We start from the raw sequence: 18,824 nt of genomic DNA on the forward strand, positions 1-18,824 counted from the left end.
TTTTGGCAAGCCGTTTTTATTCCTCTGCCGATATTGTCCCCTCTCTTTGGTAGGACTGTTCAAACCGTCTGCTTAAAAGTACTATCATTTCATTAGTCTTTATCAATTCCAAAGTACATTGTTCCAGCCTGTAAAGTAAAGCAAGTGCTTTCTTCTCTGAAAAATTGGAATTCGGACTTCCACGCCCAGTTTCGTGGCATAGGCACGAACTACAATCAGGTGGTCAAGGAGCTGCGCATCCACTTCTCGGAGAAGAAGGCGATGGCGTTGCTCTACAAGTTGGAGAAGTGCACCATCGACCTCGTGAAACTGAGCTGGGAGATTGTGGAGCTTTCAAGGGAGATGGAAAAGTGTTACCAATCCAAATCGGACTGACATGGCATCGGTCAAGGTCAAGTTTCGCCCATCCACCTTAGACGGCAAGGAGGGCACACTCTATTATCAGGTAATTCACAACCGTGTGGTCAGACAGATATATACCGACTATAAACTTTTCGCTTCAGAATGGGACTGCCGTTCCGAAGCGATTGTCCTGCATCGTGTCCCGAATGAACAAGAGCGGAACAACTATCTGCTTTCGATAAGCTCACGCATTAGGTCGGACAAAGACAGGGTGAACAAGATTATACACACATTATCCCAATCCGGCACATTCGTGACGGATGATATAGTCGCGCGTTTTCAGGATAACAAACAGGAGCAATCGTTTAACGACTATCTCCGTCAGCAGATAGCAAGACTGAAACGCTTGGGTAAGATACGCACATCGGAAACCTATACGGCGGCACTCCGAAGTTTTAGCGGCTTTATGAATGACAAGGAGGTCTTGTTTGACCAGATTAACGCTGACCTGATAGCGGAATACGAGGCTTATCTGAAAGTCAGAGGTAACTCGCCTAATACCATATCGTTCTATATGCGCATCCTGAAAGCGGTCTATAACCGTGCGGTGGAATACGGAATGACCGGGCAACGGCATCCGTTCAAGTCTGTCTATACGGGAGTGGAGAAAACCCTAAAGCGAGCCTTGTCGCTCAATGACATCAGACGTATCAAAGGGCTTGACTTGTCATTAAAACCCTATCTTGACTACGCCCGTGATATGTTCCTATTCTGTTTTTACACAAGGGGAATGTCGTTCATAGACATGGCTTATCTGAGAAAGAAGGACTTGCAGAACGGTATCCTTTCCTACCGTAGACGAAAGACGGGGCAGCAGTTGTTCATCAAATGGGAAAAGTGTATGCAAGAGATTTTTGACAAATACCCGGTAAACGAAACAGAATACCTTTTACCTATCATCACAAAAAGGGGCGAGGATTATCGGAAGCAATACACCAACGAACTTCATCGGGTGAACCATCTGCTGAAGAAAATCGGGAAACAGTTGGACTTGCCGATACCCTTGACGATGTATGTCGGACGGCACTCTTGGGCAAGTGTCGCCAAAAGTCACAACGTGCCTATCTCCGTCATCAGCGAGGGCATGGGACATGATTCTGAGAATACCACGCAGATTTACCTTGCTTCGCTGGATACTTCTGTGGTGGACAGAGCTAATAAGAAGATATTGGATTTGCTATGAAGCCGTAAATGTTTTGCGAATCAGTCCAACGCTTGGCAAGAGATGAAAATCTTGATTGGAAACAATGGCTCGTATATATGATAATATTGAAATAAAATTTGAAGATGGTCTCAATGATATAATCAGCAATGTCGGCGTTAGACATATGGACTTTGGGGTTGGTTATTCCAATTTACGTGGGTGGACAAAATTAGTACACCAAGTAGAATACTTAGAGGGCGACTTTGTTGTTGAAGATTCCGAGAGCATCCATCGAACCAGTCAAGTGCTCATAGGTATGCTCCAATGAAACTATATTAAAGTTTGGCGACAATAATATAATCAATATGTTGAGAAGACACTGAATTTAACGAATGTAAATTAGTTTAAACAACTTCATTCTATTAGTATGATCAATTTATCATTTCAACAGAAAGCTGCAATTAGAGATTTTCTTAACCATATCACTTCACCAATGGGGATGATGAAGTGGGACAAAAGCCAATTGTTATCTGTATTCGAAGATTACGAATTGAACACATCTCTTGAAATAAGTTACACTGAATATGTACGAACACTAAAGAACTTGTCATGTAATGTTAAAAGGGATTTTGTTTGTAAAATTCTAAATAGTTGGGGGTACGCAGGACAGAGAGATTACTATACCTTGTATCAAACACTACAGGACATTCTATATCTGAAAATTGAAACCGGAGTTGAATGCGTCTTATTCAATAATCTTTTGAATCTTTCGTCTTACCTGTCAACTTCTAATTTTTCGATAGACGCCACTGCTGAAACCGATTATTACATGATTGACGTGTATTATAATTATAATGATATCGATTTTTATGATAATCAGGTGCGTTTCACTACATCAAGCGAGGAAGAGCAGCCACGAGTAGAATTTTCTATATCAGCCTCTTTATTACGTAAAAAGATGCAGTTCACTTCACAGCCCTCTCAAGCAGATGTATCAGAGTTACTTAACCATTTGATAAAGAATCACACTAAGAAGCATTGCCCATGGATAATTTGGATTATTCTCTTCGATGTGGATATGTGGGAGGATCTTCCTCTTTCTTACAGGTTCAATATGAAGATATTAAATATATAGACAATAACGGTGAGTAATAAAACATTAAGAAAACCGTTAAGTGGTAGAATCAGAAGAAAAACAAGAATAATACCAATATCAATTTATTTTTATGACAGAAGTAGAGTATCTAGAATCCGTTCAGAGGTCAAAGAATGAGGCACATGAGGAAACGATGTGGGGAAAACCCGCGCGAGACATTGTAACAGGTATTGGAAACAATAATGGAGTAGATCCAGTACGTGCCATTTGGGAATTGGTGCAAAATGCACGCGATGTAACGTCTAATGGCAGAAGAGCCAAGATTGTGTTTACACGCAGGGAGAACGAACTGGTGTTTCGGCATGATGGAATACCGTTCACCCACAAAACCATCGAGGCATTGATTCTGCAGACTAGTTCAAAGGTGAGTAGTAATAATGTGCAGGTGGGGCAGTACGGCACAGGGTTTCTGACCACCCATTTGTTCGGGCTAAAATTCAATCTGACAGCACCTCTGCTTACTTCCGATGAGTTCAAAAGGTACTATAAGATAGAAAATTTCGAGATTGATCGTTCAGCAACCGACAAGGATGTGATGAAGGATAAACTCAAAAAGCAATGGAACAAGACGCAGGATTGGGGAAAAGTGTATGCAGAAACTACAGACGAACCATATCCTTTTACCGAATTCCGTTATCAGCATGAGGGCGATCGCGCCCGACTGAATACTGCAGCAGCCTTTGCCAAGGCTCCTGCAATGGCTCCATATGTGTTGATGCTCAACAATAATGTGGAGAGCATTGAACTGGTAGATGAGATAAAGCAAGAATCGGTGAAGTTCATGATGGCAGTCAAAGAGGCTGAGTATGTAGAAAGTCTGACAGACGGAAAGATTTACAAGAATAAGGTTGTACGCACCATAACAAATCAGGCGACAAACGAGTCGAGCGACAAGACCTTTTTCATTTATTGGATAGCCAGCAATGAGCAGACTGGAGATGAACCTAAACGTGAAAAAGTTTCGGTAATACTCCCAATCACCGAAGATGCAGACGGTAGCAGGCGTGTTATCCGCTTTGATAAGGATGTACCACAGATATTCATCTATCTGCCTTTGTTGGGTACAGAGGATTGGGGCTTCAATTTCATCCTACATTCGTCTCTCTTTACTTGTGACAAAGACAGTCGCGATAGCCTCCGATTGGTGGGTAATGGTCAGAACAACGATGATCAAGCAGAAAGCAACCGACAAATTATAGAGCTTGCCAACAAACTGATTTGGCAATATATTATCGCAAAACACTCTACACTTGCTGATGCAAAATACCTTTTGCGCGATTCCTTCCACACCCATCAGAGTGACGAAGAGTTAGCCAAGTATTATATCGAACTTCAGAAGGCTTGGCGAAAGAAGTTTGAAACACTCTGCATAGTAGATGGCAATCCATCAGGTAAGAATAAAGTTTCTGCCATAAAAGTGCTTGACGAAACTTTGTCTAGAGCCTGTGAGGAAGATGCCTCCCTACTTGATGCGGTCTATGGTCTGATTAATAAGTCCAAAGGCTGGACGGTTTCCCGAAAGGAAGATATGCTCTATTGGAGCAATACCATCAATCGCTGGTATCGTGATGATACGAATACATATGCACTCACGATTGACAATCTGGTTGCTGCCATACCTGCTCTTGAAATTACTATCGATGATGTTAGCTGGCTGTTGCGATTATGTAAATACATAGTCAACATCAAGCGTGATGATCTGCTCGATACCTATACGTTGATACCAAACGATAATTTCAAACTCCAGAAAAAGACTCCTTTGGTAAAACCGATTCAGATAGACAAGGTTGTTCGCGATTTGCTCGACGTGATGGTACCTGAGACTGTGGAGACATTCGTTCATCCTTCGTTTGCGGATGTATGCACCTTTACAACCTTCGGGTATGATAAGGTGAAAAGCGCAATCTCAACATACATTACCGAACACAATAGTAATCAGAACGGACAGCGCTCGGCTATCAAGAATCAAAAGTATCAGGATATGTTGATAACAACAAAAAAGTTCGATAGCAAACCATATTCAGACAAGCAATATACTGATAATGTGGTAAAGCGAATCCTCGGTCTGTACAAAGCTTTACTCAAAGATGATGCCGTAGGCATTGAAAATCAACTTTATCCACTCTTCTTGGAATACTATAGTATCAATCAGAATGAGGATATTGCGTCAATAGATAACAACCTATACGATTTTGATGTCCGGCAGTTATTTACAGCTCTCATATACGACTCTCTGTTTCGATTTACCGTTGGCGAGAGTAAGGCATCACATGCCACATGGGTGAAGACTATGGTTGAGATCCTATACAAATATCAAGATCAGCGGTCGTACCTCGACAACTATCAGGTCTATCCTGACCAGATGGGCGTTTATAAATATGCCAGTTGGTTGAAGAAAAAGCCTATCGATGTTCCTGATCGTGCCTTGGAGATTTACGATACCATCATTGATCCTAACGTAAGCGTCAAGTCGGAATTAGTTGCCAAAGATTACCAAGATTACTTTGTTGGTACTAGCGTGCTAGAGGCGATAACCTATTGTAACAAGATAGAGGACGAGTTGGAAAAAAAGGGTTATAATATCACAAATTATACCCATCGTCAGTTGGTGATTGAAATCATAAAACATCTCACAACTAACGACGAAGATACTCCGAAGTGGAGTACATTGTTCAAAGATATTGACGCGCATAAGGGACAGTTGACATTCTCTGTCATTACCAGTCAAGCTAAGAAGGATAGCATCTTCTCCATCATTCAGGTGGAAGATGAGAAGAAGCTTCAACAGATAGCCGAATTAGCAAAGGATCCGGACTTTGATAGGATCTTAAAACTAGGACGTGAAGCCATTGAGCGAGAGGAACGTGAGTTGAACGACTTTCAGTTCAAGAAGGAACTTGGAAACTTTGTAGAGGATGTGCTTCAGAATGAACTCAATGATATTCTTGGAGATGTAGAATTGAAGATATCGGAACCTGTGAGTAACGAACAGGGAGGACAGGATCTGAAGGTGCAACTGAATGGTAATACCCTTTATTATATAGAGGTCAAGTCGCGATGGTCAACCGAACGATCCGTATTGATGAGTACCCTTCAACATCGTACTTCCTACGAACAGCAAAACCATTACGCTCTTTGTGTAGCAGAAATGACTATGTTTACCGAAAACGCGAAAAAGCACGAATACCCATCGTTTGAGGAAATCAAGAACCATCTGACCTTTGTTGATAATATTGGTGTTCTGAATGAACGACTGAAGGATGCTACTCTTGATATGGACAATCAGGTTCATGTGGCAGGTGGCTATCAAGTACTTATTTCGCAAGACGTGATTAGAGCAAACGGCAAGACCTTTACAGAGTTTATATCTGCCTTGAAGAAAATTGTTAAAGCTGAATTGGGAAAGGATAATCATAGTTTGATAAGTATGGGAACTGAGTAGAGTAACTTTTATCGATCATTGAATTCTTTATTCCAAATGAACAGACTGGGTGCAAGCATTTGTCGGAACTCAGTCTGTTTTTGCTTTTGGTTTCTATCATCAAGCTACTTCTTGGTGACAGGCATCAGTCTGACCTCCACATCGGAAAACATGATGTCGATGTCATTGAGTTCCATCATGACCTCTGGGTTATTACTATAGTAGGCACGTTCATAGCGGATAATGTTTTCGTAATCGAAAAGACTGATGCTATACACATATTTTTCGAGTAGCAGCAACGTGTTATTCAAAAAATAATACTACCTTTGCATCAACCAAAAGCCAAAGAGTGGCGAGCAAAACGCGGAAAGTATCACACTGCGAAATCGGTGGAGATTATTTGAATAATTGAAAATCACGACTGAATATCAGGTATTTATAAGATATAGGTGAGCCCCAGGCGGATCACTGAAAGACAAGTCAAAACAAGACTTAAAGAAGACAACTCCTACAATATCAAGGTATTGTAGGAGTTTTTTCTTTGTATAATGTCTGTGACCAAAGACACGAAAAGGTCACGAAAAGACACACTTCTATGACCAATTCGTGACCAATCCAAATTTCTGAAAAACAGGTCACGGAATGTCCAAAATTGACTAACCTCTGTCCACATTTGTCTGGGCTGCAAATATCTCATTTTCAATCGATCAAAGTAATTTTGCAATTTAAAAAATGAGATTATGAGAACAACTTTCAAACTATTATTTTTCGTAAAACGAAACGCAGCAAAGAAGAACGGCAATGCACCAATCATCGCACGTATCACCATTGATCAAATTGTGTCGCAGTTCAACACCCAAATGGAGATAAATCCCGCTAATTGGAGCGTCAGCGCAGGAAAGGCAGCAGGGAGAAGCGCCGAAGCAATAAGTATCAACACCATGTTAGATAGCATCCGCAGCACCGTATATCAACATTATCATGCTTTGTTGGAACAAGACGGTTATGTGACCTCTGAACGGGTAAAAAACGCCTTTTTAGGTAAGATTGAACGGGGTAAAACCTTAATAGAGTTCTTTGAAATGCACAATGAACAATACTTGCAGAAGGTAAAGATGAATACAGCAGATAAAACTTATTCCCGTTACGAACTGACAAAGAAACGTCTTATCGAGTTTATGAAGTTCAAGTATTCAGTTTCGGATATGCTTATCAAAGAAATAAACGTGGTGTTCATTGATAACTTCCTGCTGTATATTAAGAACCATCACGAATGTACCCACAACACAGCGATGAAGTTTGTACAACGCTTTAGAACCGTTGTGAACTTTGCCAAGAATACAGGGTTGGTTACTGCTGATCCTTTCGGGAATTATAAGGTAAGGTTTGAGCAGACGGACAGGGATTATCTTACAATGGAAGAGATAACCACCATCTATAATAAGAAATTTGCATCTAAAAGACTGGAACAGGTACGGGATTTATTCATTTTCAGTTGCTACACGGCACTTTCGTACATTGATGTATGTGAGCTTACCAAAGATAATATTCGTATCTTATTCGATGGCAATTTGTGGATAATGACCAAACGACACAAAACGAATGTAACTTCCAATGTCCGGTTACTCGAAATTCCGAAAGCTATCCTTGAAAAGTACAAAGACAAGTTGCCAAACGGGATGATTTTACCGATTATAAGCAATCAAAAAGTAAACGATTATTTGAAAGAAATTGCTTCCATTTGCGGTATAAATAAGAACCTGACCTTTCATGTCGCACGTCATTCTTGTGCGACTTCGGTGCTGATAAGCAATGGTGTACCTATCGAAACTGTTTCCAAAATCTTAGGTCATACCAATATCAGAACCACTCAAATATATGCGAGGATCACCGATGTAAAGGTTAGCAATGATATGGAACTATTAGCGCAGAAGCTTAATTCCAATTAAAGTTATATAGGGGAATGACTGAATATACCTACTCTACATTCCCCTATAATTTCATCCGACTACTATATCTCTTACTTTATTGGATAAAAAATCATCTATGAAATTTGTATTATACTCATTCAGGTTTTCTAACATACATATTATATCATCATCTGTTAAAGGTACTATCAATCCTCTATCATCTCTATAAGTATCCTTACATCTATTTACAAAGAGGGCATAAGATTCAATATTCCGACATACCAAAAAGCCAACTCGACCTCTATTAAAAGAAAAACGACCTGCAAGTTGATCTAATTCAGGATTCGCTACATCACCTGTATAATTCTTACATTCAATAAAAACATATGGACAAGGAAGGTGAAAAATTTCTGATAATCTATAAAATATTCCACCATCAGCAGCGTTATCAAAAGTGATATCAATCCGTTTTCTTCCTTCATGGATTTCTCTTTCTTTCACTGGATTTATTAAATAAGGATAGAAAATCATTTCCAAAGCACCAATAATTAAATTATGAAAAGCAGAAGCATTTGCCTGACCAAAAGGTATTTGACGCAACCTTTGAATTATAGCTTGAGAGACTCCACGTATATCTATTTCTGTTATCTCCCAATTAGACAATGATTCTATTTTAGTATTTTCTTTAAATCTATCTAACAGTTCCGGGTGTTCATGTGTAAATCTTCTCAAGAAGTCTTTAGATAGTGGATTCCTCTCTTTAATACTCTTTTTGGTAACATATGGAGTTCCATTCTGTCTTCTTTGGACTAGCGCAGATCTTAATCTTATATGCTCATTTTGCAAATAATTCAACACAAAATGATTATAATATCTATTCGGTGTATACGCTTTGCAAAATGAGACAACCCCTTTAGGAACCAATAAAATTCGTTTCCCATTTATTAATAAAGCATCTGTATGAACTTCATCCCATTCATTATTGCGTCTATCCCAAAAAAATCCCGAAGATATATTAGAAACTAAAGGTATGTTATGCAATGTACATTGATTTATAGTGTATTCTACTAAATGTGAAGTTATAATATTAGTTGTCATATCAGACAGTTTGTCTTTTCCGAAATTATCTACAAACAGTACATTATCCTCAATGTCTTGTATTAATCCTGTTTGAATTGCTCGACTTTGCAGCAAGTTGCTAAATATCTTATCTGTATCTTCATGTCCAACTCCACGTCCTTGTGGATTTCCAGTAGACATACCTAAGCACGTTGTATTAGGTTCATGTAAGTAATCAAATAAATCTTTTGCTTCATCAATCCTACCATCTCGAATAAGAGATATTAAACATTGAAAAAAATCCCTCAGTGTTGCAGTCGCTTCGATAGACCAATGATCCTGCTTTTTTCCAAGAAAAAAAGGGTCAAGAAATAACGGTAAATCCATCTCTGGATCAATATCCACAAAATCCAATTCGGCTTGTGACTTCTCAAGATTGTAAATTTGACTTATCCTCATAAAACAGATTAAAAAGTTAATTTTCAAATATATGCATAATAGATATATCTTCCAAAAAATCGCATGGCTATTTACAGCAAGGTGTGTTCAGAGCTGCTGAGATTTATCCCAGCAGCTCTGAACCTTTTTAGAAAAGCACTCCGAAGTCGTGTTTCCAATGAAAGAAAAATTAAAATAAACATCTTTTTCGCTCGTCGGGACGGGTGGTCCCGCCCCTTGCCGCTGGGCGTTCCCCGACCGATGAGTTTTGAGTGAAGTATTGCAATATTGCTTTCTTGAAATATTGATGGCTTGATCTCTTGACAACTTGTTTTCTTGATTTCAAGATGGCAAGATTACAAGATACCATGAAAGCACTATTGCAAAATAGCTGGATTGGCAGACTGCATTATATCTTTCGCATACAGATAAAAAAACTTTCTCTTTTCAAAAGTCCATATAGTTTATGAGGGACTTGCGAAAAGAGAAAATAATTTAGTAAAACCTTATAAGCAAGTTAATTGTCGTTTTCGTCCATTTTCCGAAGGAGCTTTTCGATGAGACTATTAAGAAAGGCTGTCCTATCTCTTTTACGCTCCCTGATTGTAAGATAAGTACGATAAATCACCTAAGTCTACTTTGAATGATGCCTCTATATAGGTCATTATTTCCTTTATATCAGCATTTCCATTGTTTAGAACTCCGGCAGCATATATAGCATATCCCAATTCAATAGCAGCAACTTTAGCTCCTGTCCATCGAAATGGATTATCAGGCAAAGAAGCTCGGCTGGTTTCTATCACTTCTGTTCTCTCTACATCTTGTAATCTCTGATGCAAATAGATTTCCAACATATCATAAGCCAACATCTTGGCTACCCTATGATCACAACAGGTCGAGAACAAAGGATCTCTATCCAATAAGCCACAATTATGGCATAACTTGTAGTTCTCATGCCCTCTGAGAAAGTAATATTTATCCAAATGTATTGCTTTGGAACGATAATATTGATAGAAGTCAAGATTATTATTACAGAAGTCTACGATTGCGGATTGCTTTTTCTTGTAATGCTCCTTAACTACCTCTTTATTGCCATTTGGCTTTCTTAATTCAAGCGTATAAATATCATTGTAGTATATTAGTTTGCTTAGAATTAACGGTTTGCTATTTTTAAAGAAGTCTATCTCTTCCTCGTTATCCCGAAAGTTATATTTGTGTATATACTCTCTTAGTTCTTCAAACAATGGTCTGATGAAATCAATCATATACAGAGCCTTACTTGAAGATATATCACTATCTATACAAGATGTTTCTATCTCTGCATTGATTTTCAATATCAGTTCATTGGAAACCTGTTTTGCTGTCATTTTATCTATTATATAGGTTTATATTATACAGCTTATTTCCTTTTATTTAGAATACAAAGAAGAGTATTAAAATCAGTTTGCAAAAGTAACTCTAAATCAAAAGCAGATACAGATATAGTTTTTGTATATTTGCAGGGTACAGATTAGGTGAGTTATGAAAAAGGAAGTCTTAATATCAAGAAATAGCAAGAAATATTGCTTGGCAGATAAAAAAGGGTGTATGGAAAGTTGGTGAAAAGCTGCCCTCTTTACGCACTATAAGTAATGAAAATGGGGTAAGTTTAAATACGGCAATTCAAGCATACTATGAATTGGAAAAGGACGGCTACATAATATCACGCCCTAAATCGGGATATATTGTCAATTATAAGCCAATACGCTTATCTGCTCCAGCCACCACACAACCATCTGTGAAAAATGAAAGTAAAGAGGTCGTGGAATTAATTGCTGAAGTATATCGTTCATTAGAAATTGGAGATAAGTCTATTACCCGGTTTTCTTTAGGGATGCCTGAAGATGTTTTATTACCAATAGCAAAACTCAATAAGGAACTAATAAGAGCAATACAAACACTTCCGGGTAATAGTACTCGGTATGATGAAACACAGGGAAACATCCACTTGCGTAAGGCTGTAGCTCGCTTCACTTATAGCTGGAATGGAAATTTGGCAGAAGAAGATATAGTAACTACAGCAGGAGTCACTAATGCTGTTGCTTTAGCTTTATCTGTGATTGCCAAGACAGGAGATACGATTGCTGTCGAAAGTCCAGTTTATTTTGGAATGTTACAGCTTGCCAATAGTTTGGGATTACGTGTTTTAGAACTACCAACAAATCCCGAAACAGGCATTGATCCCGATGCTCTAAAAAGAGTTTTGCCACAAATTAATGCTTGCCTACTTATAAGTAATTTCAATAATCCATTAGGAAGTTGTATGCCTGATGAACACAAAAAAGAGGTTGTCAATATGTTGGCTGAACATAATATACCATTAATAGAAGATGATTTGTATGGCGACATATTCTTTGGAAATTCAAGACCTAAACCTTGTAAAGCATTTGATAAAGAAGGAATTGTGGTGTGGGGCTGTATCTAAAACGTTAGCACCGGGGTATCGAGTAGGTTGGATTGCTCCCGGAAGATTTAAAGAGGCTATTATTCGTCGGAAAATATACATCTAATCTCTACACCTACTCTTAATCAGGAAGTCGTCGCTAACTTTATGGAGAATGACAGATACGAAAATCATTTGCGTAAGCTTCGTCGAGAGCTTTGTGCAAATAGTATTCATTTTGCTCATTCAATTATGGATCATTTCCCAGAAAACACAAAAATTGTAACTCCACAGGGGGGATTTATGCTTTGGGTGGAGTTAGACAAGCGAATTGATACAACAGAGCTTTATTACAGGGCTATGCAGCGGAAAATAAGCATAGCCCCCGGACGTATGTTTACCTTACAAGAACAATACACGAACTGTATGCGCTTAAGTTATGGGCAACGATGGACTCCACTCCTTGAAGAACGTTTAAAACGATTAGGAGATATAATCAAAGAATCACTCTGATGGGCTGATGCGTGCCTGTAGAACTTCTCCTATGATTTGAAGCCCCTTTATTATTCGTTCTTCTGGCATATTGGAGTAATTCAGTCTAAGTGTATTTTCTTTGTGTTCGACAGGGTAGAATGAGCCACCAGGAACAAAAGCTATTTTTCGTTCTATACACTTTTTCAGAATCTCACGTGCTGAAATTTCTTCGGGTAATTCAATCCAAGTAAATAATCCGCCTTGTGGATAGGTATATCTGATGTTGTCAGGAAAATAGCGTTCTATACACTCCATAGCTATATCTCTACGTTTTTTGTAAACTTCTACGATTTTACCAATATGTTTATCAATATCATATCGTTTCAGATACTCGGCAATAGTCATTTGAGCTATCGTGTTACACTGTAAATCTGTACCCTGTTTAACTAGAACATACTTGCGGATAATATTTTTATCGCCAGCAATCCAACCAATCCGGAAACCGGGGCAGAATATCTTAGAAAAACTACCAGCACACAAGATATTACCAACCTTATCAAATGATTTTATAGAGGGCAAAGATTCTCCCTCAAACCTTAATTCTCCGTAGGGGTTATCTTCAATAACAGGAATATCATATCGGGCAGATAGTTCCGCAAGTTTTTTGCGTCTTTCCAAACTCCATGTTTTTCCGGTGGGGTTCTGGAAAGTGGGTATTACATATATTAATTTCACTTTTGGGGTATTACTCAGTACATCTTCCAATACAGTCATATTCATGCCCTTTTCATCCGTAGGTATCTCCAAAAAGTTACATCCGTATGACTTAAATGCGCTAATTGCAGCTAAATAAGTAGGACTTTCACATAATACGATGTCACCATCATCCAAGAAAACTTTACCTGACAAATCCAATCCTTGCTGTGATCCATGTGTGATAAGAATATTATCTTTATCAAACGATGTTCCTAAACGTTCATTCATTCGTTTGGCAATCCAGTCACGTAAAGGTGAGTACCCCTCAGTAGTAGTATATTGAAGAGCTTTTGTTCCTGCTTCCTTCAATATTATTTGGGTCATTTGATTAATTTCATCTATTGGAAATAATTCAGGGGCAGGTAGTCCACCAGCAAATGAAATAACATCTTCTTGCTCTGTTACTTTGAGTATTTCTCGTATTTCCGAAGCCTTTATATAAGACATTCTATTTGCAAATTTCAACTTCATAATCATTAAATGTATTTGAGAACTAAAATATTGCAAAGTAAAGCATAAAAGGCAAATGGAAACAGATACAAATTGCATAATATTAGTAGGTACAGATTTTCGGAACCAAGTATTAGCATAACACTATTCAATTCAAAGGAATACTTTAGGAGTGTTCTATGAACTTTCACCACTACTAAGCTAAAAGAATGTATTTCAAAAACATACTATCATTATATTTAATTGTTTACCTTTGCAAAAAACAAAGGTACATGAAAGATAATCCTATTAGTACAATAGATAGTGAATATATAGAGTGGCTGAAAGCCATCAAACAGCAAATTCGTTCTACTAAAATACGAATGATAAAAACAGCTAATACAGAGTTGATACACTTTTATTGGCGGTTAGGACAAATGCTCTCTCTAAAACTGAAAGAGCAAAATTGGGGTGATAAGGTAATAAACAAGCTTTCAGTAGACTTGCGCAATGAGTTTCCTGATATGCAGGGCTTTTCCCGTCAGAACCTATACTACAGTAAGAATTTCTATGAGTTTTATGCAGGGCAAATGCATATTTCACCCAATAATTCAATTGTCCCCCAAGTTGAGGGACAATTACAACTAGCTGATAATTATAAGATTATCTTTGATATTCCTTGGGGACATCAAAAGGTGATAATCAGCAAAGCGCAAAATATAGAAGAAGCATTATTCTATGCACATCAAACTCTATCTAACAGTTGGAGCAGAAGCATTTTAGAAAATCAGTTCAAGCAACAATTCTACGAACATTACGGACAAGGACAAACAAACTTCTCGCAGACCTTACCAGCCCTAACAGCGGATATGGCACAGGAAGTAGTAAAAGACCCGTATTGGTTTAATTTTGTGTCTGTATCTCAAAAAGCACGAGAACGAGATATAGAAAAACAACTTGTAACTCACATTACTCAATTTCTTCTTGAATTAGGCAAAGGGTTTGCATTTGTAGGGGAGCAATATTGTTTGAACTTGAACAACAAGGAGTATTTCTGCGACCTCTTGTTCTATCATATACCTTTGAGAGCTTACGTAGTTATAGAGCTTAAAAATGGAAACTTTAAACCTGAACACTTGGGACAGCTAAACTTCTATCAAAACCTTATCAACAACACCCTAAGAGGAGAATATGATAATCCAACCATAGGAATGTTACTCTGCCGAGATAAGGATAGGATTGAAGTTGAATATGCATTGCAGAATATTTCGTCACCAATTGGAGTTAGCGAGTTTAATGTAAAGGAGCTACTTCCTGATAATCTGAAAAGCAAATTACCAACAATTGAGGAAGTTGAAGAAGAACTTAACAAAATTATATAAATAAAACATGAAACTTATAAAACTAATCATATCAAACTTTAGAGGTTTGAAAGGAAGTAATGTTATAGACTTCACGAATTCTAATATCATATTCTTAATTGGACAAAACAATATTGGAAAATCATCTTTTCTAAGAGCATATGAGTTCTTTATTGACCCGAAACAAATAGCAAAGACTGATGATTTTAATAACTATGATTATTCAACCCCAATAGTTATTGAAGGTATATTTGAATTGGATGAAGAAGATTCTGATGATCCTGACCTCAAAGAGAAGAAAGAACCTAATTGGATTGAGAAATGGGTTGATGAAAATGGTTTTGTAAAGGTTAGAAAAACATGGAGTAAACCTAATAGTACATTTGCAAAAGAAACATATTCTCCACATGATGCAAGTTGGATTGAAAATGGATTTGGTGGATTACACACAAAATTGACTAAATATACCCCAACTCCAATTGCTATCAACGCAATGGAAGATCAAGCATCGTTGGAAGAAAAAGTTAATAAACTCATTCAAGATGATTTTATCAAAAAAGTAAGGTCAGAATATCCAGAAGAGTTTAAAAATTTAATAGATGGAGTAAGAAAATTGCAGGAGCGTATTACTGGTTCTGAAGCAGTCGAAAAATTGAATTTAGAACTCAATAAACATTTTCAAGAAGTTTTTGCGGAACTTACTCTAAAAATTCAACCTTCAAAAGAAGAAAATATAAAACTCGAAGATGCGTTCAAGAAAAACCATTCTATTTCAGTAGAAAGAGCTGGAACAGAAAGAAAAGAAACTTTTCTTCAAAATGGACATGGGGTCATACGGCAAGCTCTATTCAATTTTCTCACATTTTTAAAAAGAGAAAACGAAGGAAATAAGAAACAATACATTATCTTATTTGAAGAACCAGAACTTTTTTTACACCCTAAAATTGCATTTAAATTACGACAAAGTCTATATGAGTTATCAAAAAATAGCCCATATCAAATTCTTTGTGCTACTCATTCTCCACTGATGATAGACATTTCACAACCACATTCGTCGCTTATTAGGGTGATCAAAAATACAGATGAAGAAACACAAACATATCAAGTTGGGGAAACACTATTTGGAAGAGATGAAGAAGCAAAGAAATGGGTGCAAATGGTAAACAGATTTAATCCTCATATCTGCGAAGCATTTTATGCAGACAAAGTTTTATTAGTTGAAGGAGATACTGAAACGATAGTATACCGAGATCTATTGACTCGTTTTTTTCCTGACGAGGAAATATTCGTTCTTAATACTGGTTCAAAAATGAACATACCTTTTTTTCAGGAAATTCTCACAGCTTTTCATATAGAACATTATATTATACACGATTCTGATGATAAAGAAAAAAAAGCTGCGTGGACAATTAATACCAAGATATGGGAAAATGTACAAGCAAGCAATAATTTATCGAAACGGTATGTACATATTCATAATTTTGAAGACGCACACGGAATAACGGTAAAATCAGATGATGGCAAACCATTAACCGCTTATAATTTTGCTCAAACGATCAAAGATGTAAATACGAAAGTTCCTTGTTTAGAATGGTTAAAGGATATTATTTATAAAAATGGCATTATTCACGATCCGCAATTTATTGAGGATAAGGTATAGTTTTTCAGGAGGTTGTGTCAAAATTTGAAGTGAACCCTAAAAGTTTTTTGTCCAACTTTTAGGGTTCACTTCAAATTTTGATACAACCCCTTCTTTTTTACAACATATTTTTAGCCACAAAACACATATGCATTCAACAAAATTATTTGTACTTTTGTGGCACCGTACTTAGATGTAATATCAATACCTTATGAATGTCAAGATAGAAGAGAGTTGGCGACAACGTCTGCAAGAAGAATTCGATAAACCTTACTTTGAGAAGTTAGTATCATTTGTGAAAAGTGAATACGGACACGCCAATGTACTGCCGCCTGGGCACCTTATCTTCCATGTTTTCAATTCATGCCCTTTTGAAAAAGTAAAAGTTGTTATCATAGGACAAGACCCTTACCCCAATCCCGGACAATATTACGGCATATGTTTTTCCGTACCGGATGGGATAGCCATACCTGGTTCATTGGCCAATATATTCAGAGAAATAAATCAGGATTTGGGTAAACCGATCCCTACTTCCGGTAATTTAGACCGATGGGTAGCTCAAGGAGTATTCTCCATGAACTCTGTTCTCACGGTACGTGCCCACGAAACCGGCTCGCATCGAAATATGGGGTGGGAAACTTTTACAGATGCAGTCATCAAGAAATTGAGCGATGAACGAGAAAATCTGGTATTCATGCTTTGGGGAGCTTATGCCAAAGAAAAGGTCACTTTGATTGACAGTAGTAAACACCTTATATTGACAACCGTTCATCCTTCACCCCGTTCCGCAGAACACGGTTTCTTCGGATGCAAACATTTCAGCAAAGCCAACGATTATTTGCGGAGTAAAGGTATCGAGGAAATCGACTGGTAAATAATGACAAAGATCCTACAACACTCCGTTTACCCCACTACCGAACAATGCAAAATCTCCCAGACAAGGGTCGTCCGGAAATATTTCCGCCAAAGCGGACGTTATTTTTCGTGCATTCTTCAAAGAGAATGTTTCCATATCTGTAAGTCCTAACAAATAGGCTACCCGACAAACATGGGTATCCAAAGGAATGACCAAATCACGACAGTCGAAATTCTTCCAAATACCGAAATCCACTTCCGACTCTCTCCGTACCATCCAACGCAGAAACATATTCAACTTCTTTTGCGGACTTTTAGCTGAAACTTCCAGAAATGCACACAACCTCTCCATAGGAGTACCGAGGTAGACTAACAAAGCGTCTTCCAAACTATCATACTGAACATAGGCAGCATGCAACCGAGCAAAATAAGCATAAAAGTCTGCATGAGAAAGCATACGGTAAAAGCTACTTCTGTCCGTTGGCTGAAACTCCTCCATCCATTGACGGGACAATACATATTGATGAGGTGAATTTCCCATTAAACAATGCAGCTCATCGGCCTTTTTCAAAATCTGCTTGCGGTTTCCAAAACTCATAATAGCAGTAAGCAGCCCACTAATCTCAATATCTTGCTTCTGTGTATATCGATGTGGAAACTGAACCGGATCACCCTGTATGAAGTCTGCACAATGATACTCTCTTGCCCATTCCAAGAGTTGCAATTTAGCTTCTTCGGTCATTTGTGAAAATTCGTCTTTCATTTTAAATGCAAAGATACCGAATTAATAGAAACACCGGATCAGTTCCTATTCCTTTTCTCCTTATTTTTAGAATATCCGATGGTATCAAGTATAAACATTAAACAGCAATCCATTATACACGATATCTTATTATTATGGCTACAACTTTTCGCCCTTTGTAAAAAGAGTATTTTAACAACGCATTAAATACGTTCTTTTATAACCTGAGAATACGTACTTTTACGTGATATAAAATACATTTTTTATCAGAGAACATATACTATAGGCAAGCTGAACTTTATCTACCTCTATATGTTATATCTATATAACATTAAAACATTGCGGTTATGGAAAAATATCTAATTCATAGTAATGAATTACACCTGATTGATAAGGCTAAAATACATCAGGCTGTAGAAAAAATGGTAGAGTCACTCGACATGGCAGCAGGGTCAACATCTTGTTTTGATTTATATAAGGTGGTAGAGAGTTATTTTACAGACTTGGAAAAGCGAAAGAAGATTAATCACTTATTAAATATAACTGATAATGCCGAAGAAATAGAAGAAGAGTTTGGAGTTTGCTAAATTAAAACAGGAATGATAGTATAAACATG

The 18,824-nt window shown here is 37.6% G+C and carries 12 protein-coding genes and 4 pseudogenes; 10 read left to right on the forward strand and 6 right to left on the reverse strand.

All coding sequences use genetic code 11. From position 1 onward, the window contains the following. Positions 1–16: 16 nt before the first annotated feature. Positions 17–172: pseudogene (locus tag H8744_RS18990) on the reverse strand (plasmid mobilization protein); the annotation flags it as partial. Here H8744_RS18990 and H8744_RS18810 point away from each other — a divergent pair. The 4 genes and pseudogenes from H8744_RS18810 to H8744_RS02660 all read left to right on the forward strand — a co-directional run. Then, a pseudogene (locus H8744_RS18810) lies at positions 169–375 on the forward strand (plasmid mobilization protein); the annotation flags it as partial. The pseudogenes H8744_RS18990 and H8744_RS18810 sit on opposite strands and share 4 nt — an antisense overlap. Position 376: 1 nt before the next feature. Further along, positions 377–1,585, forward strand: a complete 1,209-nt coding sequence (locus tag H8744_RS02650) for a site-specific integrase (RefSeq protein WP_262433368.1) — start codon at positions 377–379, stop codon at positions 1,583–1,585. A 388-nt stretch (positions 1,586–1,973) separates the two neighbouring features. Further along, positions 1,974–2,681 (forward strand): hypothetical protein, encoded by a 708-nt coding sequence (locus tag H8744_RS02655; protein WP_262433369.1) that lies wholly within the window; start codon positions 1,974–1,976, stop codon positions 2,679–2,681. 91 nt (positions 2,682–2,772) lie between these two features. Beyond that, positions 2,773–6,144 (forward strand): sacsin N-terminal ATP-binding-like domain-containing protein, encoded by a 3,372-nt coding sequence (locus H8744_RS02660; RefSeq protein WP_262433370.1) that lies wholly within the window; start codon positions 2,773–2,775, stop codon positions 6,142–6,144. 104 nt (positions 6,145–6,248) lie between these two features. Here the strand turns inward: H8744_RS02660 and H8744_RS02665 are convergent, their stop codons facing one another. Further along, the gene (locus tag H8744_RS02665; RefSeq protein WP_262433371.1) at positions 6,249–6,434 is read right to left on the reverse strand and encodes a hypothetical protein; all 186 of its coding nucleotides are present in this window, start codon (positions 6,432–6,434) and stop codon (positions 6,249–6,251) included. Positions 6,435–6,863: 429 nt separating this feature from the next. Here H8744_RS02665 and H8744_RS02670 point away from each other — a divergent pair, with 429 nt between their 5' ends. Next, a complete protein-coding gene (locus tag H8744_RS02670; RefSeq protein WP_262433372.1) occupies positions 6,864–8,072 on the forward strand; it encodes a site-specific integrase in 1,209 nt (402 codons plus the stop codon). Positions 8,073–8,123: 51 nt separating this feature from the next. Here H8744_RS02670 and H8744_RS02675 read toward each other — a convergent pair whose 3' ends face one another. Continuing rightward, on the reverse strand, positions 8,124–9,551 hold the full coding sequence (locus H8744_RS02675; protein ID WP_262433373.1) for a DUF8370 family protein: 1,428 nt from the start codon (positions 9,549–9,551) through the stop codon (positions 8,124–8,126). A 496-nt stretch (positions 9,552–10,047) separates the two neighbouring features. Beyond that, positions 10,048–10,897: pseudogene (locus H8744_RS02680) on the reverse strand (RteC domain-containing protein). 206 nt (positions 10,898–11,103) lie between these two features. On the opposite strand from H8744_RS02680, the pseudogene H8744_RS02685 reads away from it, so the two are divergent. Then, a pseudogene (locus tag H8744_RS02685) lies at positions 11,104–12,465 on the forward strand (aminotransferase-like domain-containing protein). Here the strand turns inward: H8744_RS02685 and H8744_RS02690 are convergent. After that, a complete protein-coding gene (locus H8744_RS02690) occupies positions 12,457–13,653 on the reverse strand; it encodes an aminotransferase-like domain-containing protein (RefSeq protein ID WP_262433375.1) in 1,197 nt (398 codons plus the stop codon). The pseudogene H8744_RS02685 and the gene H8744_RS02690 sit on opposite strands and share 9 nt — an antisense overlap. A 251-nt stretch (positions 13,654–13,904) precedes the next feature. On the opposite strand from H8744_RS02690, the gene H8744_RS02695 reads away from it, so the two are divergent. The 3 genes from H8744_RS02695 (at position 13,905) to ung (ending at position 17,485) form a co-directional block, all read left to right on the forward strand. After that, a complete protein-coding gene (locus H8744_RS02695) occupies positions 13,905–14,993 on the forward strand; it encodes a PDDEXK nuclease domain-containing protein (RefSeq protein ID WP_262433376.1) in 1,089 nt (362 codons plus the stop codon). A 7-nt stretch (positions 14,994–15,000) separates the two neighbouring features. Further along, positions 15,001–16,632 carry an ATP-dependent nuclease gene (locus H8744_RS02700; protein WP_262433377.1) on the forward strand — a complete coding sequence of 544 codons (1,632 nt, stop codon included), beginning with the start codon at positions 15,001–15,003 and terminating at the stop codon, positions 16,630–16,632. A 190-nt stretch (positions 16,633–16,822) separates the two neighbouring features. After that, the gene (ung, locus tag H8744_RS02705; RefSeq protein WP_262433378.1) at positions 16,823–17,485 is read left to right on the forward strand and encodes a uracil-DNA glycosylase; all 663 of its coding nucleotides are present in this window, start codon (positions 16,823–16,825) and stop codon (positions 17,483–17,485) included. Between the two features lie 15 nt (positions 17,486–17,500). On the opposite strand, the gene H8744_RS02710 is transcribed toward ung, so the two are convergent. Continuing rightward, positions 17,501–18,208, reverse strand: a complete 708-nt coding sequence (locus H8744_RS02710; RefSeq protein ID WP_305067425.1) for a TIGR02757 family protein — start codon at positions 18,206–18,208, stop codon at positions 17,501–17,503. Between the two features lie 347 nt (positions 18,209–18,555). Between H8744_RS02710 and H8744_RS02715 the strand changes: the two genes are divergently transcribed. Beyond that, the gene (locus H8744_RS02715; RefSeq protein ID WP_262433380.1) at positions 18,556–18,795 is read left to right on the forward strand and encodes a hypothetical protein; all 240 of its coding nucleotides are present in this window, start codon (positions 18,556–18,558) and stop codon (positions 18,793–18,795) included. The last annotated feature ends 29 nt before the right edge of the window (positions 18,796–18,824 follow it).

Origin of the sequence: Jilunia laotingensis, assembly GCF_014385165.1 — a bacterium.
GTDB lineage: Bacteria > Bacteroidota > Bacteroidia > Bacteroidales > Bacteroidaceae > Bacteroides > Bacteroides laotingensis.

Excerpts from the sequence above, each read along its gene's own strand:
- H8744_RS02655 (WP_262433369.1), top strand. The coding sequence starts at position 1,974 with ATGATCAATTTATCATTTCAACAGAAAGCTGCAATTAGAGATTTTCTT.
- H8744_RS02710 (WP_305067425.1), bottom strand. The coding sequence starts at position 18,208 with ATGACCGAAGAAGCTAAATTGCAACTCTTGGAATGGGCAAGAGAGTAT.
- H8744_RS02675 (WP_262433373.1), bottom strand. The coding sequence starts at position 9,551 with ATGAGGATAAGTCAAATTTACAATCTTGAGAAGTCACAAGCCGAATTG.
- ung (WP_262433378.1), top strand. The coding sequence starts at position 16,823 with ATGAATGTCAAGATAGAAGAGAGTTGGCGACAACGTCTGCAAGAAGAA.
- H8744_RS02700 (WP_262433377.1), top strand. The coding sequence starts at position 15,001 with ATGAAACTTATAAAACTAATCATATCAAACTTTAGAGGTTTGAAAGGA.
- H8744_RS02670 (WP_262433372.1), top strand. The coding sequence starts at position 6,864 with ATGAGAACAACTTTCAAACTATTATTTTTCGTAAAACGAAACGCAGCA.
- H8744_RS02660 (WP_262433370.1), top strand. The coding sequence starts at position 2,773 with ATGACAGAAGTAGAGTATCTAGAATCCGTTCAGAGGTCAAAGAATGAG.
- H8744_RS02715 (WP_262433380.1), top strand. The coding sequence starts at position 18,556 with ATGGAAAAATATCTAATTCATAGTAATGAATTACACCTGATTGATAAG.
- H8744_RS02695 (WP_262433376.1), top strand. The coding sequence starts at position 13,905 with ATGAAAGATAATCCTATTAGTACAATAGATAGTGAATATATAGAGTGG.
- H8744_RS02690 (WP_262433375.1), bottom strand. The coding sequence starts at position 13,653 with ATGAAGTTGAAATTTGCAAATAGAATGTCTTATATAAAGGCTTCGGAA.
- H8744_RS02650 (WP_262433368.1), top strand. The coding sequence starts at position 377 with ATGGCATCGGTCAAGGTCAAGTTTCGCCCATCCACCTTAGACGGCAAG.